Annotated in this window: 13 protein-coding genes; 8 read left to right on the top strand and 5 right to left on the bottom strand. The window is 68.6% G+C overall.

Annotated elements, in window-relative coordinates; all coding sequences use genetic code 11:
* Positions 1 to 1,233 (top strand): RNA polymerase sigma factor, encoded by a 1,233-nt coding sequence (locus V9K99_RS24145; protein ID WP_337012297.1) that lies wholly within the window; start codon positions 1 to 3, stop codon positions 1,231 to 1,233.
* A gap of 4 nt (positions 1,234 to 1,237) precedes the next feature.
* Here the strand turns inward: V9K99_RS24145 and V9K99_RS24140 are convergent, their stop codons facing one another.
* The 5 genes from V9K99_RS24140 to V9K99_RS24120 form a co-directional block, all read right to left on the bottom strand.
* Positions 1,238 to 1,948 (bottom strand): PH domain-containing protein, encoded by a 711-nt coding sequence (locus tag V9K99_RS24140; protein WP_337012295.1) that lies wholly within the window; start codon positions 1,946 to 1,948, stop codon positions 1,238 to 1,240.
* A gap of 121 nt (positions 1,949 to 2,069) precedes the next feature.
* On the bottom strand, positions 2,070 to 2,228 hold the full coding sequence (locus V9K99_RS24135; RefSeq protein ID WP_337012293.1) for a hypothetical protein: 159 nt from the start codon (positions 2,226 to 2,228) through the stop codon (positions 2,070 to 2,072).
* Between the two features lie 284 nt (positions 2,229 to 2,512).
* Positions 2,513 to 3,469, bottom strand: coding sequence for a methylmalonyl Co-A mutase-associated GTPase MeaB (gene meaB, locus V9K99_RS24130; RefSeq protein WP_337012291.1), 957 nt, complete (start codon positions 3,467 to 3,469; stop codon positions 2,513 to 2,515).
* 14 nt (positions 3,470 to 3,483) lie between these two features.
* Positions 3,484 to 4,698 carry an acetyl-CoA C-acetyltransferase gene (locus V9K99_RS24125; protein ID WP_337012289.1) on the bottom strand — a complete coding sequence of 405 codons (1,215 nt, stop codon included), beginning with the start codon at positions 4,696 to 4,698 and terminating at the stop codon, positions 3,484 to 3,486.
* A 54-nt stretch (positions 4,699 to 4,752) separates the two neighbouring features.
* Entirely contained in the window at positions 4,753 to 6,057 is a 1,305-nt protein-coding gene (locus V9K99_RS24120; protein WP_337012287.1) for an AMP-binding protein, read from the bottom strand.
* A 65-nt stretch (positions 6,058 to 6,122) separates the two neighbouring features.
* On the opposite strand from V9K99_RS24120, the gene mce reads away from it, so the two are divergent.
* The 7 genes from mce to V9K99_RS24085 all read left to right on the top strand — a co-directional run bounded on the left by mce (position 6,123) and on the right by V9K99_RS24085 (position 13,201).
* Positions 6,123 to 6,557: a methylmalonyl-CoA epimerase gene (gene mce / locus V9K99_RS24115; protein ID WP_337012285.1), complete on the top strand. Its 435-nt coding sequence runs from the start codon at positions 6,123 to 6,125 to the stop codon at positions 6,555 to 6,557.
* A 101-nt stretch (positions 6,558 to 6,658) separates the two neighbouring features.
* Positions 6,659 to 7,561, top strand: coding sequence for a sensor histidine kinase (locus tag V9K99_RS24110; RefSeq protein WP_337012283.1), 903 nt, complete (start codon positions 6,659 to 6,661; stop codon positions 7,559 to 7,561).
* Positions 7,562 to 7,697: 136 nt separating this feature from the next.
* Positions 7,698 to 9,029 (top strand): crotonyl-CoA carboxylase/reductase, encoded by a 1,332-nt coding sequence (ccrA, locus tag V9K99_RS24105; RefSeq protein ID WP_337012281.1) that lies wholly within the window; start codon positions 7,698 to 7,700, stop codon positions 9,027 to 9,029.
* A 106-nt stretch (positions 9,030 to 9,135) separates the two neighbouring features.
* Positions 9,136 to 10,788 (top strand): cell envelope integrity protein TolA, encoded by a 1,653-nt coding sequence (locus V9K99_RS24100; protein WP_337012280.1) that lies wholly within the window; start codon positions 9,136 to 9,138, stop codon positions 10,786 to 10,788.
* The gene (locus V9K99_RS24095) at positions 10,785 to 12,212 is read left to right on the top strand and encodes an AI-2E family transporter (RefSeq protein WP_337012279.1); all 1,428 of its coding nucleotides are present in this window, start codon (positions 10,785 to 10,787) and stop codon (positions 12,210 to 12,212) included. Before V9K99_RS24100 ends, V9K99_RS24095 begins: the two co-directional genes overlap by 4 nt.
* Before the next feature lie 16 nt (positions 12,213 to 12,228).
* Positions 12,229 to 12,618, top strand: coding sequence for a VOC family protein (locus tag V9K99_RS24090; RefSeq protein ID WP_337012277.1), 390 nt, complete (start codon positions 12,229 to 12,231; stop codon positions 12,616 to 12,618).
* A gap of 13 nt (positions 12,619 to 12,631) precedes the next feature.
* The gene (locus tag V9K99_RS24085; protein WP_337012275.1) at positions 12,632 to 13,201 is read left to right on the top strand and encodes a hypothetical protein; all 570 of its coding nucleotides are present in this window, start codon (positions 12,632 to 12,634) and stop codon (positions 13,199 to 13,201) included.
* Positions 13,202 to 13,690 lie beyond the last annotated feature (489 nt).

Genomic DNA, 13,690 nt, shown 5'->3' with positions numbered 1-13,690 from the left:
ATGTACGACGCACTCGCCGAAACGATCCGGGTCGAGGGGACGCGCATCCTGGCGACCCTGATCCGGACCGTCGGCGACGTCCAGCTGGCCGAGGACGCCGTCCAGGAAGCGACCCTGGCGGCCCTCGGCGCCTGGCCGGTCACCGGAGTACCGCCGGAGCCGCGCGCCTGGCTGACCGTGACCGCCCGGCGGAAGGCGATCGACATCATCCGCCGCGAGCGAGCACGCCCCGGCAAGGAACGAGACGGGCTGGAACTGATGGAACTCAGCCAGTCGGACGGCATCGTGCCGGACAGCGTGGTGCAGGACGATCTGCTGCGGCTGATCTTCACCTGTTGTCATCCCACACTGTCGCCACCGACCCGGGTCGCACTGGCGCTGCGGACGTTGTGTGGTCTGTCGCCGGCCCAGATCGCCGCCGTACTGCTCACCACCGAGGTCGCGACGAACAAGCGGCTGACCCGAGCCCGTCAGAAGATCGCGGCCGCGCGGATCCCCTACCGCGTGCCGAGCGAGGACGAACTCCCCGCTCGGCTGCCGGCCGCGTGCGGAGTCATCCACAGCCTCTACACCTCCGGCCATGCACCAGTTGAGGGACAGACCGCGTACGACGTCGACGTCTGCACCGAGGCGATCCGGCTGGCGGAGCTACTCCATGAACTGCTGCCCGACCAGCCGATGCCGACCGCCGTACTCGCCTTGCTGCTCCTCACCGAGGCACGTCGTCCGGCTCGGCTCGACGATGACGGTGAGGTGGTCACCCTCGACCGGCAGGATCGCAGTCGCTGGGACCAACAGGCGATCACTCGCGGGATCGCGCTCCTGAACGAATCGCTCCTGCGCTCGGGCCAACAGGCTGACGCCTATCAACTCCAGGCCGCCATCGCCGCTGAGCACGCCCGCGTACCCAGCTACAGCGCCACCGACTGGCGCGAGATCGTCCGTCTGTACGACCTGCTCGTGTCGATCGCGCCCAGCACGTCCGCGCAGCTGGCTCATGCGGTCGCGACCGCCGAGGCCGACGGCACCGCATCCGGGCTCGCCATGCTCGACGAACTCCCGCCGAGCCCTCGCTGGTACGCCGTACGCGCCGAACTGCTCGCACGCGATCACCGGTACGCCGACGCAGCCGACGAACTCACCCGCGCGCTCGCCGGGCCGGCCACGGATCCCGAACGTGCGCATCGCGAACGTCGTCGCCGGGCCTTCCTCGACCTGGCTCGACCTGACTGACTGGTCAGTCGGGGTCGTCGGTCCAGTTGCCGCGTTCGCTGTTGAAGATGGACTTGGTCCCGGAGCCGGCTGGGCGAGCCTGGTGGTGGGCGGGCGCGGGGGCCGTGGTCGTGGTGACCTCCTGGGCGGAGTCCATCCCGATCGGGCCGGTGCCGTCGTCATCGGAGTCTTCGTCACCCTGTACGACGTCGACGCTGGCAGAGGCGCGCAGACCGGTTCGCTGGATGACGCGCTGGATGGTCAGGTCGCGGTCGTCCGGCCGGCTGACCCACTTGATCTCCCGGAAGCCCTGGTCCTGCGCCGCCGACTCGAAGACGAAGTGACCGTAGCCGAGGATCCGGCCGATGATCGGTTTCTGCAGGGTGATGTCCAGGACTCGCGCGATCGGGGTGGTCGCCACCGTCTGGGAGAAGACGCCGCGAATCCGCATCACCCGCATGTTGGTGACCACGAACCGGTCCCGATGCTGGGTGAGGAACTGCCAGAAGGCGTGCGCCAGCAGCACCAGCACGATGGCCAGCAGCACCTGCTGCCCGCCGATGCTGGTGGTCACCATCGCGATCAGCAGCGCCGCCGCGAGCACAACCTCGAGCATCGGCACGCTGAACACCACCCAGTGGTGCCTGACCTCGTCGATGACGACCTCGCCCTCGTCCGAGATCAGGTGGCGCCGGACCTTCGGGTCGAAGATCCGGAACAGGCCTATTCCGGCCATCCGTTCACTCCCCTACACCCCACTTGCGGGCACTGTCCCCGTTGTCGGCCACGCGGCCTGAACGCTCCTTACAGCCAAGTGTCCCGCACGATGGCTCGTCACGGGACACTCGGACAGCAGATCAGTTGAACAGCGCACTCAAGAACGTGATCACGCTGGTGAACGCGTCGCCGACGGCCGAGAACGCGCCTCCCACCGCGTCGGCGGCGTTCGCCGGCTGAGTGAACAGATAGAAGCCGGCAAAGGCGATGACCGACCAGATCAACAGCTTCTTCGGCATGTCACCACTCCTCGTTCGCAACCACTCGGTCGACTGTGTTTGTGTTTGTATCACGGACCGTCACCAATTGTCACTGACTGAACACAGCCCACCGCACAATGCTCACCAGCTACAAGGTCCATTCTGTAACGGATTCGGGGGCATGGCAGCCTCCGGCGCGCCGCCGTGAGACGCGGATCGCACCGTGATGCGGAAATCTTCCGGTCTTTGCCCGATTTCGGAACTCATTCCACTCTATCCGCACCCATCGGCACAATGTGACAGACAGTGGTCGAATGTCGCAGTCAAAGCGCGGCGATGAGTTCGTCGGCCGCGGTGTAGGGGTCGGTGTTCCCCTCGGCGACCTTGGCCGCCAGCACGTCGAGGCGGGCGTCGCCGTGCAGGTGCGCGAACCGGGACCGCAGCGCCGTCATCGCGATCGCCTCGATCTCGTCCCGGGCCCGGCTGCGCCGGCGCTCGTCCAGGACGCCGTTGGCCTCCATCCAGGCCAGCCGGTCCTCGATCGCGGTGACCACCTCGGCGATCCCTTCGTTGCGCGAGGCAACAGTTTTCAGGATCGGCGGCGACCAGGCTCCTTCGGGCCGTTCGGCCAGTGCGAGCATCGCCCGCAGGTCCCGGGTGACGTTCTGCACGCCGTCGCGATCCGCCTTGTTCACAACGTAAATGTCGCCGACCTCGAGGATGCCGGCCTTGGCCGCCTGGATCCCGTCACCCATCCCCGGCGCCAGCAGCACGAGCGTCGTATCGGCCATCCCGGCGATCTCCACCTCGGACTGACCGACCCCGACGGTCTCCACCAGGACGACGTCGAAACCGGCCGCGTCGAGCACCCGCAACGCCTGCGGAGTCGTCCACGCCAGCCCACCGAGATGCCCGCGCGACGCCATCGACCGGATGAACACGCCGGTGTCCGTCGCGTGGTCCTGCATCCGCACCCGGTCCCCCAGCAACGCACCGCCGGAGAACGGCGACGACGGGTCGACCGCCAGCACGCCGACCCGCTTCCCGGTCTTCCGGTACGCCGAAACCAGCGCCGACGTCGAGGTGGACTTGCCGACCCCCGGCGAGCCCGTGATCCCGACGATGTGCGCGTTCCCGGCGTACGGCGAAAGCGCCGCCATCACCTCGCGGAGCAGCGGCGATTCGTCCTCCACCAGCGAGATCAATCGAGCGACGGCCCGGGAGTCACCCTCCCGGGCTCGCTCGACCAACTCGCCGACCGGAGCGGTGCGTCGTGGCATCAGCCCTCTCTCAGTCAGCGCTGGGGTACCCGCACGATCAGCGCGTCGCCTTGACCGCCGCCGCCGCACAGGGCCGCGGCGCCGACGCCGCCACCGCGACGCTGCAGCTCGAGCGCCAGGTGCAGCACCAGCCGGGCACCCGACATGCCGATCGGGTGGCCGAGGGCGATCGCACCGCCGTTCACGTTGACCTTGTCGAGGTCGACCTGAAGCTCCCGCGCCGAGGCGATCCCGACGGCCGCGAACGCCTCGTTGATCTCGATCAGGTCGAGGGCAGCCGGCTCGATGCCTTCCTTCGAGCACGCCTTGACGATCGCGTTCGCCGGCTGGCTCTGCAGCGACGAGTCAGGACCGGCGACGGAGCCATGGGCGCCGATTTCGGCGATCCACGACAGCCCGAGCTCCTCGGCCTTCGCCTTGCTCATCACGACCACGGCACAGCCGCCGTCGGAGATCTGCGAGGCCGAACCGGCGGTGATCGTGCCGTCCTTGCCGAAGGCCGGCCGGAGCTTGGCCAGCGACTCCGCGGAGGTGTCGCTGCGGACACCTTCGTCGCTGTCGACCACGATCGGGTCGCCCTTGCGCTGCGGCACCTCGACCGGCACCACCTCGTCGGCGAAGACGCCGTTCTTCCAGGCCGCGGCGGCCTGCTGGTGCGAGCGGGCGCTGAACTCGTCCTGCTCCTCGCGGCTGAGCTTGAGGCCGGTGTTGTTCGCCTGGTCGGTGAGCGCACCCATGGCCTGGTCGGTGAACGCGTCCCACAACCCGTCGAACGCCATCGAGTCCACCAGCGGCACATCGCCGTACTTGAAGCCCTCGCGGGACTTCGGCAGCAGGTGCGGCGCGTTCGTCATCGACTCCATCCCGCCGGCGACGACGATCTCGTACTCCCCGGCGCGGACCAGCTGGTCGGCGAGCGCGATCGCGTTCAGGCCGGACAGGCAGACCTTGTTGATCGTGATGGCCGGGACGTTCATCGGGATGCCGCCCTTGACCGCGGCCTGGCGGGCGGTGATCTGGCCGCCGCCGGCCTGCAGTACCTGGCCCATGATCACGTACTCGACCTGGTCCGGTGCGACCCCGGCCTTCTCCAGTGCGCCCTTGATCGCGAACCCGCCGAGCTCGGCGCCGGTGAAGCCCTTGAGGCCACCCAGCAGCCGCCCGATCGGGGTGCGCGCGCCGGCCACTATGACGGTTTGATTCTGCGAGCTGCGAGAGGCGTCAGACATGTCTGTCACGATACCTGCGACGGCACTGGTACGCCCCAAGTCCGACCCTGTCGATCAGGTCACACGCCTGGCCGGTTTACCCGTCGACGTGACCGGAAGCTCGGCCACGAACGTGATCGACCGCGGCACCTTCACCGGACTGAGCCGCGCCCGTGCGTGCCGGAGCAATTCCCAGGCGTCCACCGCTTGCCGTCGTACGACGTGGGCCTCGAGCAGAGCGCCGTACTCCTCGTCCGGTACGCCGACGACGCGGGCGTCGGCCACGGCCGGGTGACTGAGGAGCGCGTTCTCCACCTCGACGGGGAATACGTTCTCCCCGCCCGTCACGATCAGGTCGTCGGCCCGTCCGTCGACGAAGAACCGCCCGGCCGAGTCACGATGACCGAGGTCACCGGAGTCCGCCATCCGGCCGGCCAGTCGTCCACCGACCCAGACGTGACCGACCTCCCCGGCCCGCACGGGACCACCAGCGTCGTTGAGGATCGCGAGCCTCACGCCGGCCGCCGGCCGGCCGATCGTCCCTGGCGCTTCGGCGAGGTCGGTGGGTGTCGCGAGCGTCGACCAACCCTGCTCGGTCGATCCGTAGAGGTTGAACAGCACCGGCCCGAATGCCTTCCGCAACCGATCCGCGACCGCTGGATGCAACGGCCCGGCACCACTCACCACAGCTGCCAGCGGAACCACGACTCCGGTTCGCGCAACCTTCGCCAGCACCGGAGGTACGCCGGTCAGCATCGCGCCCGGGTGGTCGCGCAGGAAGTCGGCCACCTCCTCCGCAGTGAAGTGACGCCGTAAGACGACAGGCATCCCGAAGGCCAGCCCCAAGGCGAGGAATCCCACCCCGAACCCGTGGAACAACGGCTGCGTGATCACCAGCGGAACCCCACGCTGTAAGGGCAATCGCCGCAGCAACGTCGCGATCGGCACGGCCTGTGCGGCGGTCACCTTCCGTTCGACGACCTTCGGCGTACCCGTGCTTCCGGACGTCATCACTACGACCTGCCCGCGCTGCCCGGCCCGTCGTGTGCCGACCTCCACGGCGGGTGCGCGGGGATCGACCAGGACGACGTCCGCGTTGGCTCGTAGACCGGAGACGACTGCTACGACGAACGACCGCCCGTTGAGCTCATGGACCGCGATGCGTTCGCCGGTCGCGGGTTCGCGGGTCAGCTGATCGAGGTCGGCGTACGTGAGTGGACCGTCGTCGTCGATGAGCGCGACGTCGCCGGGATGGTTGCGCGCGGCAAGAGTTGTCAGGGTGGCCAGGGTCAGGCCGTGCGCGCGGAACGCTCCGGGCGCGCGCCAGGGCCGCACGGCCGCCAGCAGCCGGCCGAGGCCGATGAGCACATCCCCCGCCACGGTTCGAGTGTCGCATCGGCCACTTTTCATTGGAATCACGCAGCCGACTGGTCCACGCTGGCGATATGGATCACCTCACCACGACCAAGGCCCTGTTCGAGGCGATCGACCACGTGGGGATCGCCGTGGCCGACTTCGACGAGGCTGTGCGGTACTACGCCGACGTGTTCGGGATGACCGTCGCGCACGAGGAGATCAACGAGGAGCAGGGCGTGCGCGAGGCGATGCTGTCCGTGGGCGAATCGGGTTCCTCGATCCAGTTGCTGGCGCCGCTGTCGGACGAGTCGCCGATCGCCAAGTTCCTCGACCAGCGCGGTCCGGGGATCCAGCAACTCGCGTACCGGGTGCGCGATCTGGACGCGGTCTCGGCGACGCTGCGGGAGCGCGGCGCGCGGTTGCTGTACGACGAGCCGAAGCGCGGCACGGGCGGGTCGCGGGTCAACTTCGTCCACCCACGCTCGGCCGGCGGTGTGCTGGTCGAACTGGTCGAGCCCGCCTGAATCCGAAGCTGAAGAAACCTCACTGTTACCACCGCCGAACGGGGTGTGACGGCACGCGCCGACACACTGCCGAGTGGCTCTGACCGGACTACGCTGTTCGGGTGCTGAAGGACAGCGCCACCGATTCTCTGGACGGTGTGCCGACGGGGTTCCAGCACGGCGCCTTCGTCTACACCTCGGACGAGGAGTTCGTGCGGCTCGCGACACCTTTCGTCCGCGACGGCCTGGCAACAGGTGAGGCGATCGTGGCTGCCCTGCCGCCCGCCCGGATCGCCCGCCTGCGGGCGGCTCTCGGGCCCGAGGGCGACCAGGTCGGCTTCATCGACGCGACCGTGGCCGGCCGCAATCCGGCCCGCCTGATCCCGCTGTGGCGCGACGCGCTCGAACGCAACCCGGGCCGCCCAGTCCGCGGCCTCGGCGAGCCGGCCTATGCCGGCCGGACCGCGGCCGAGTACGACGAGGCCGTGCTGCACGAAGCCCTGCTCGACATCGCCTTCGCCGACGACAAGAACTTCCGGCTGCTCTGCCCGTACGAGGCGTCGGTCGGGATCGACCCGACCGTCACCCACGCCGGCGCGGAAGCCTTTGCGGAGAAGACGTTCCGTACGGCGCTGAGCGACGTACCGGATCGGGCCGAGCGGTGGGAGTTCGGACTGGAGGATCTCGCGCAGGTACGGCAGTGGGTCAACGCGCAGGCGTCGTCGCACGGGGTGTCACGGGACCGGCTGGACGACTTGGCGCTCGCGCTGCACGAGATCTGCACGAACAGCATCCGGTTCGGCGGTGGACGCGGGACGTTGTCGGTGTGGATCGCGGACGGCTCGCTGATCTGCGACGTGGCGGACCGCGGCCGGATCGACAACCTGCTCGTCGGCCGGGTGCTGCCGCCCCTCGACGGGCTCGGCGGACGCGGTGTCTGGCTGGCGAACCAGCTGTGCGACCTGGTCCAGTTGCGGTCCGGTGACGACTTCACCCAGGTGCGCCTGCACACCCGGCTGCGGTGATAAGACCACTGACAACGGTGGACTGGAAAAGTGACGGTCGTCTCAACCGTCCCGTCCTGTGTTACAGGGCACAGCCAGACGTGCATACTCAGCGGTAAGTTCCGCTCACCCAGACCGCCGCTGCAGGAGGTACGACGTGAAGCAGATCCTCGAAGCGATTCTCGCCGGTGACACCGCGGCCGTCGGCGCGCTCGACGTACCGGACCATTACCGCGGTATCACCGTGCACGCCGACGAGGCGAGCATGTTCGAGGGTCTGGACAGCAAGGAGAAGGATCCACGCAAGAGCCTCCATCTCGACGACGTCCCGACGCCTGAGCTCGGTCCCGGCGAGGCGCTGGTGGCGGTGATGGCGAGCGCGATCAACTACAACACCGTCTGGACGTCGATCTTCGAACCGGTGTCGACCTTCTCCTTCCTCAAGCGGTACGGGAAGTTGTCCCCGCTGACCGCCCGCCACGACCTGCCGTACCACGTGGTCGGTTCCGACCTGTCCGGCGTCGTACTGCGGACCGGTCCCGGTGTGAACGCGTGGAAGCCGGGCGACGAGGTGGTCGCGCACTGCCTGTCGGTCGAGCTCGAGTCCCCGGACGGGCACAACGACACGATGCTCGACTCCGAGCAGCGGATCTGGGGTTTCGAGACCAACTTCGGCGGCCTGGCCGAGATCGCGCTGGTGAAGTCGAACCAGCTGATGCCCAAGCCCGCCCACCTGACTTGGGAGGAGGCCGCGTCGCCGGGTCTGGTGAACAGTACGGCGTACCGGCAGCTGGTCTCCTCGAACGGCGCGAACATGAAGCAGGGCGACGTCGTCCTGATCTGGGGCGCGTCCGGCGGGCTCGGTTCCTATGCGACCCAGTTCGCGCTGAACGGCGGGGCGATCCCGGTCTGCGTGGTGTCGTCGCCGGAGAAGGCGGAGATCTGCCGGGCGATGGGCGCCTCGCTGATCATCGACCGCTCGGCGGAGGGGTACAAGTTCTGGTCCGACGAGCACACCCAGGACCAGAAGGAGTGGAAGCGGTTCGGTGCGCGGATCCGGGAGCTGACCGGTGGCGACGACCCGGACATCGTGTTCGAGCACCCGGGCCGGGAGACGTTCGGCGCCTCGGTGTACGTCGCCCGTCGCGGCGGGACGATCGTGACGTGTGCGTCGACCTCGGGCTTCATGCACGAGTACGACAACCGCTATCTGTGGATGAACCTGAAGCGGATCATCGGCTCCCATTTCGCCAACTACCGCGAGGCCTGGGAGGCCAACCGGTTGATTGCCAAGGGCATGGTCCACCCGACGGTCAGCAAGGTGTACCCACTCGAGGAGACGTCCCAGGCGGCGTACGACGTCCATCGCAACCTGCACCAGGGCAAGGTCGGCGTGCTCACGCTCGCCCCGGCCGAGGGCCTCGGGGTGCGGGACCAGGCGCTGCGGGAGCAGCACGAAGCGGCCATCAATCGCTTCCGCAACAGGTAGTTCGGGGCAGGGCTGTCCACAGGGGCCGACTGGCTGGTTACACCCGGGTTCTGACAGGCTTAAGGTGGGGGATTCACGCTGAGCCGCCAGAAGGGAATCTCGGGAAATGCCTGACGAGTCGAGCCTGCCATTCTTCGACCGTACGGCGACCGCGGCCGGGGGATTCCCGGTCAGTCGCCGTGGGTACGACAAGCAGGCGGTGGACGACTACGTCCGCGCACTGGAAATGCAACTCGTCGAGGCACGCAACCGCGCCGACGAGCTGCAGGGCAGCGTTGCGCCCCTGCAGCGCCAGCTCGAGGAGACCCGCCGGCAGCTCGAGGCCAGCGCCAACCCGTCGTACGCCGGCCTCGGCGACCGGGCGGCGCAGATCCTCCGGCTGGCCCAGGACCAGGCGTCCGAGGCACTCGAGGAGGCCCGCCGCGAAGCCGACGAGCTGCGGACGGCCGCGGCCAAGGAGGCGGCGTCCACCCGTGCGACCGGTGTGCGTGAGGCCGAGGACATCCGGAGCGTCGCGCTGAACGAGGCGGACAGCATGCGCCGGACCGCCGAGGGTGACGCCGCGGAGCTTCGCCGTACCGCGGAGACCGAGGCCGCCGAGGTGCTCCAGACCGCGCGGCGCAAGGCCGAGCAGCTGATGCTGACCGCGGAGTCGCAGGCCAGCACGCTGAAGAACGGTGCCCTGCACGAGGCCGAGAAGATCCGGACCGCGATCCAGCGCGAGTCCGCGGCCCTGCGGGCCCGGCTGGCCGACGAGCGTGAGCAGCAGGCCAAGGAGCTGGCCGACAAGCACCAGCAGATCGCGGCCGACACCGAGAACCTGACCACCCAGATGCGCGAGGCGGCCGAGGCCTCCGAGCGCCGGGTCGCCGAGGCGACCGAGCAGGCTCGCAAGATCCGCGCCGAGGCCGAGGAGTCGGCCGAGCGGACCATCGCCCGGGCCCGCCGTGAGTCCGAGCAACTGCTCACCACCGCGCGGACCCGCTCCGAGGCGGAGTTGGCCAATGCCGCCGACGAGGCCGAGCGGTCGCGCACCATCGTCGCCCGCGAGACCGAGCGACTGGCCAAGCGCCGCGACGGCATCCTCACCCAGATCGCCGGGCTGAACGAGATCGCCAGCAACATCGCCCGCCAGGCTGCCGAGCTCGACTCCGAAACAGCCGCGCCGGCTTATGTGAACCCGTTCTCCCGGCCGCAGCAGCCCGCCGCGGCACCGGCGGCCAGCCCGTTCGCGCCGCGGGAGAACTCGCTCCCCGCCGCCCCGGAGCCGGCCGCCAGCCCGTTCGCGGCGAAGCCGGATGAGGACGACTCGTTCAGGCCGCAGCCGAAGGACGAGGCGCCGGTCGAGAGCCCGTTCGCGGTTCACTCGAAGGACGAGGCCCCTGCCGACAGCCCGTACGACGACGAAGAGGACGGACCCTTCACCGGGTCCAGCCCGTTCGTCGGCGTCGCTGCGGGTGACGCGCGGGTGGACGAGACGCGGATCGACACCGGGCTGCGGGTGGACACCAAGGCCGCCGACGAGCTCGCCAGCAAGTCCGCGGGCGGTCCCGCGGACGACGACGAGGAGCCGGCCGACTCGACCAAGATCGACGAGTTCCGGCTGAGTGACCTCGCCGACCAGGAGACTTCGGTGCAGGCGCGGCCGGACACATCGGACTCCGACGAGGAACTGACGTCCGATGAGGAGAAGGCCGCCGACGACGAGAAGGCCGACGAGGCGGTTTCCGGCTCGCGATCCCCGAAGGACAAGATGTGACGCCATCCGGCGACGAAAACTCCACAGCGACGCCTGAGCAGGATCTCGCGGAGGTGACCCGTTCGGCCAAGGCGGCTGCCGCCGAAGCGGAGGCCGCCGCCGAGCAGGCCGAGACCGCCGCGCACCAGGCGCAGCAGTCCGCCCAGGAGGCCGACACCTCCGCGGACCAGGCGGAGGTCTCCGCCGACAAGGCGGACGCCTCCGCCGAGGACGCCGCGGGTTCCGCCGTCCAGGCCGACAAGGCGGCGGACGAGGCCGATGAGTCGGCCGACGAAGCCGATGAGTCCGAGGCCGAGGCTGAGGCGGCCGCGAAGAAGACGGACGAGAACCTGGCCGACGAGCTGCTGATCGAGGAGCGGCATCCCGACGTCGGCATGGGCCTGCCGGGTCCGCCGCTGCGGCGGTCGAACCCGTTCATGTTCGGGTTCTTCGCGGCCCTCGGCGTACTCGTCGCCTGGGGTCTGTGGAACGCGCTCGGCCAGGCCCGGTCCGTCCTCATCCTGCTGCTGGTCTCGATGTTCATCGCGGTCGGCCTGAACCCGCTGGTCGAGTGGTTCATGCGCCGCGGCCTGAAGCGCGGCCTGTCCGTCGGGGTCGTCTTCCTGCTGATGATCCTCGCCGTGTCCGGCGTCGGCTTCGCGATCGTCCCGGTCGTCACCGACCAGATCAACAGCCTGATCAAGAACGCGCCCGACTATCTCGACCTGCTGACCAAGTCGCAGACGCTGAACGAGCTCAACGACCGGTACCAGTTCATCCAGAAGGCCCAGGACTACATCCAGGACCCGGCGCTGGCGCAGCGCGCCTTCGGCGGCATCCTCGGCGTCGGCAAGGTGGTCGCGAACGCCCTGTTCTCCGGCTTCACCATCCTCATCCTGACGCTCTACTTCCTCGCGTCGCTGCCCTCGGTGAAGCGGGCGGCGTACAGCCTGGTCCCGGCCAGCCGCCGTCCCCGCGTCTCCATCCTCGGCGACGAGGTGCTCAGCCGGGTCGGCGGCTACGTCAGCGGCCAGTTCCTGGTCGCGGCCTGCGCCGGCTTCTTCATGTTCGTCTTCCTGCAGATCGTCGGCCTGCGCGAGTACGCCCTGGCGCTGGCGATCGTGGTGATGTTCACCGCCTTCATCCCGATGGTCGGTGGCCTGATCGGTGTCGTCATCGTCGCCCTGATCGGCTTCACCGACGGCCTGTGGGTCGGCGTCGCCTGCCTCGCCTACGGCATCATTTACCAGCAGATCGAGAACTACATCGTGGCTCCCCGCATCATGCGCCGAGCCGTCGACATCCCGGGCGCCGTCACCGTCATCGCCGCCCTCCTGGGCGGCGCCCTGCTGGGTGTGGTCGGCGCTCTGCTCGCCATCCCCACCGCCGCCGCCATCCTGCTCATCATCCGGGAAGTCTGGGTCCGCAAGGCCGACGACTCTTAGACCGGGAGGTCCTGCCATGGCCAGTAAGTTCACCGAGCTTGCGGTCGACTGTGCCGACCCCAGCGGTCTCGCCCGGTTCTGGTGCTCGGTCCTCGACTACGAGGTACAAGGCGAAGAGGACGGACTCATCACCATCGGCTCCCCGCTGGTGCGAGAAGGCAAGACCCGCCCCGGCCCGGTGCCGCCGACGTTGGCCTTCGTGCACGTACCCGAGGGCAAGACCGTCAAGAACAGGCTCCACCTCGACGTCAACCCGACCGACAGGGACCAGGACGAAGAGGTACGCCGCCTCCTCGACCTAGGTGCCCGACACGCCGACGTCGGCCAGACAGGCGACGAAAGCTGGGTCGTCCTCGCCGACCCAGAAGGCAACGAATTCTGCGTCCTCGCCGGCCGCCACCCCTGACCAAAGGACGCCCATGAACGAGGACAAGGACTTCCTGGCCGACCAGGCGCACCTCATCGCAGCCAAAGCCGGAACCGAAGGCGCGGCCGAAGCCGATGCCGAAGGCAAACGCATCCGGAAGGAATTCGAAGACGCCGTCGCCGACCCGGCGGCCCAGGCGGAATGGATCCGTCAGTCCAACCTGATCTACGGCGGACTGGCGGGCGCCGGCCTGGTCGTGGTGCAGCCGTTCCTGACCGAGGACTCGCTGGACACCTCGGCAACGGTGTGCGTCATCGCCATCGCCATCTCGATACCGTTGCTCGCCGCCCTCCTGGTGCTGAATCGCCAGGAGGAGTTCCGTCGCCGCGCAAGCAGGTCACGGCCCGTCAGTGCGGCCAAGGCGATCGCCCAGGGCTCGGCGTTCACCGGCCTCACCGCAGCCTTCTGGCACATGTCCACCGTTGCGGGAATCGCGTTCCTGGCCACTGGGTGTGTCGCCGTGGGAGTGCACTCCTCGGGATACATGCAGTTGGAGTACGACTCGAAGTTCCGCCCGAAATTCCGCCGCAAAACACCCGACGGCGTGACCAACGACGGCTAGGGACCGGCGAGTTTGGTTATTTCGGGGGCGGGGGTGGGGGTGGTGTGGAAGGCGCAGGCTCGGGGGTAGCCGGCCCGGCAGCCTCGGGGTCGGAGTCCACTCCTCGGGCTACGTCCAACTCGAATACGGCCCAAAATTCCGCCAAGATTCCGCCCCCGCAAACCACCCGAAGCGTAATCGGCGACGCCCCTGTTGCCGATCGGCGGATGCGGACTCAGCACTGAACCCGTGCCACGCATCCGCCGGCCATCGACATGTTCGGGAGCCGGACGCAGCAACTCCTACCACTTTCCACAGCTCATCCTGTGTGACGTTTCCCCTTGTGGATAAGGGATTCTGCCACCTCTTGGAGTTGGCCGATGTCATGATGTGACCCAAACTAGAACACATGTTCGACGGAGATCTGACCACACTCTCGACGACCGACCTGCTGGCCTCGGCCGCCGACCACCGCGCCGAGGCCAACCGGGCCGACGCCCGGCTCCTCGT

It is taken from the genome of Kribbella sp. CCNWLW201, assembly GCF_037203805.1.
In the GTDB taxonomy this organism is placed as follows: Bacteria; Actinomycetota; Actinomycetes; order Propionibacteriales; family Kribbellaceae; genus Kribbella.
This window is presented reverse-complemented; position numbering and strand designations above follow the sequence as displayed.

Excerpts from the sequence above, each read along its gene's own strand:
- V9K99_RS24140 (WP_337012295.1), bottom strand. The coding sequence starts at position 1,948 with ATGGCCGGAATAGGCCTGTTCCGGATCTTCGACCCGAAGGTCCGGCGC.
- V9K99_RS24085 (WP_337012275.1), top strand. The coding sequence starts at position 12,632 with ATGAACGAGGACAAGGACTTCCTGGCCGACCAGGCGCACCTCATCGCA.
- V9K99_RS24145 (WP_337012297.1), top strand. The coding sequence starts at position 1 with ATGTACGACGCACTCGCCGAAACGATCCGGGTCGAGGGGACGCGCATC.
- V9K99_RS24125 (WP_337012289.1), bottom strand. The coding sequence starts at position 4,698 with ATGTCTGACGCCTCTCGCAGCTCGCAGAATCAAACCGTCATAGTGGCC.
- mce (WP_337012285.1), top strand. The coding sequence starts at position 6,123 with ATGGATCACCTCACCACGACCAAGGCCCTGTTCGAGGCGATCGACCAC.
- meaB (WP_337012291.1), bottom strand. The coding sequence starts at position 3,469 with ATGCCACGACGCACCGCTCCGGTCGGCGAGTTGGTCGAGCGAGCCCGG.
- V9K99_RS24100 (WP_337012280.1), top strand. The coding sequence starts at position 9,136 with ATGCCTGACGAGTCGAGCCTGCCATTCTTCGACCGTACGGCGACCGCG.
- V9K99_RS24135 (WP_337012293.1), bottom strand. The coding sequence starts at position 2,228 with ATGCCGAAGAAGCTGTTGATCTGGTCGGTCATCGCCTTTGCCGGCTTC.
- V9K99_RS24090 (WP_337012277.1), top strand. The coding sequence starts at position 12,229 with ATGGCCAGTAAGTTCACCGAGCTTGCGGTCGACTGTGCCGACCCCAGC.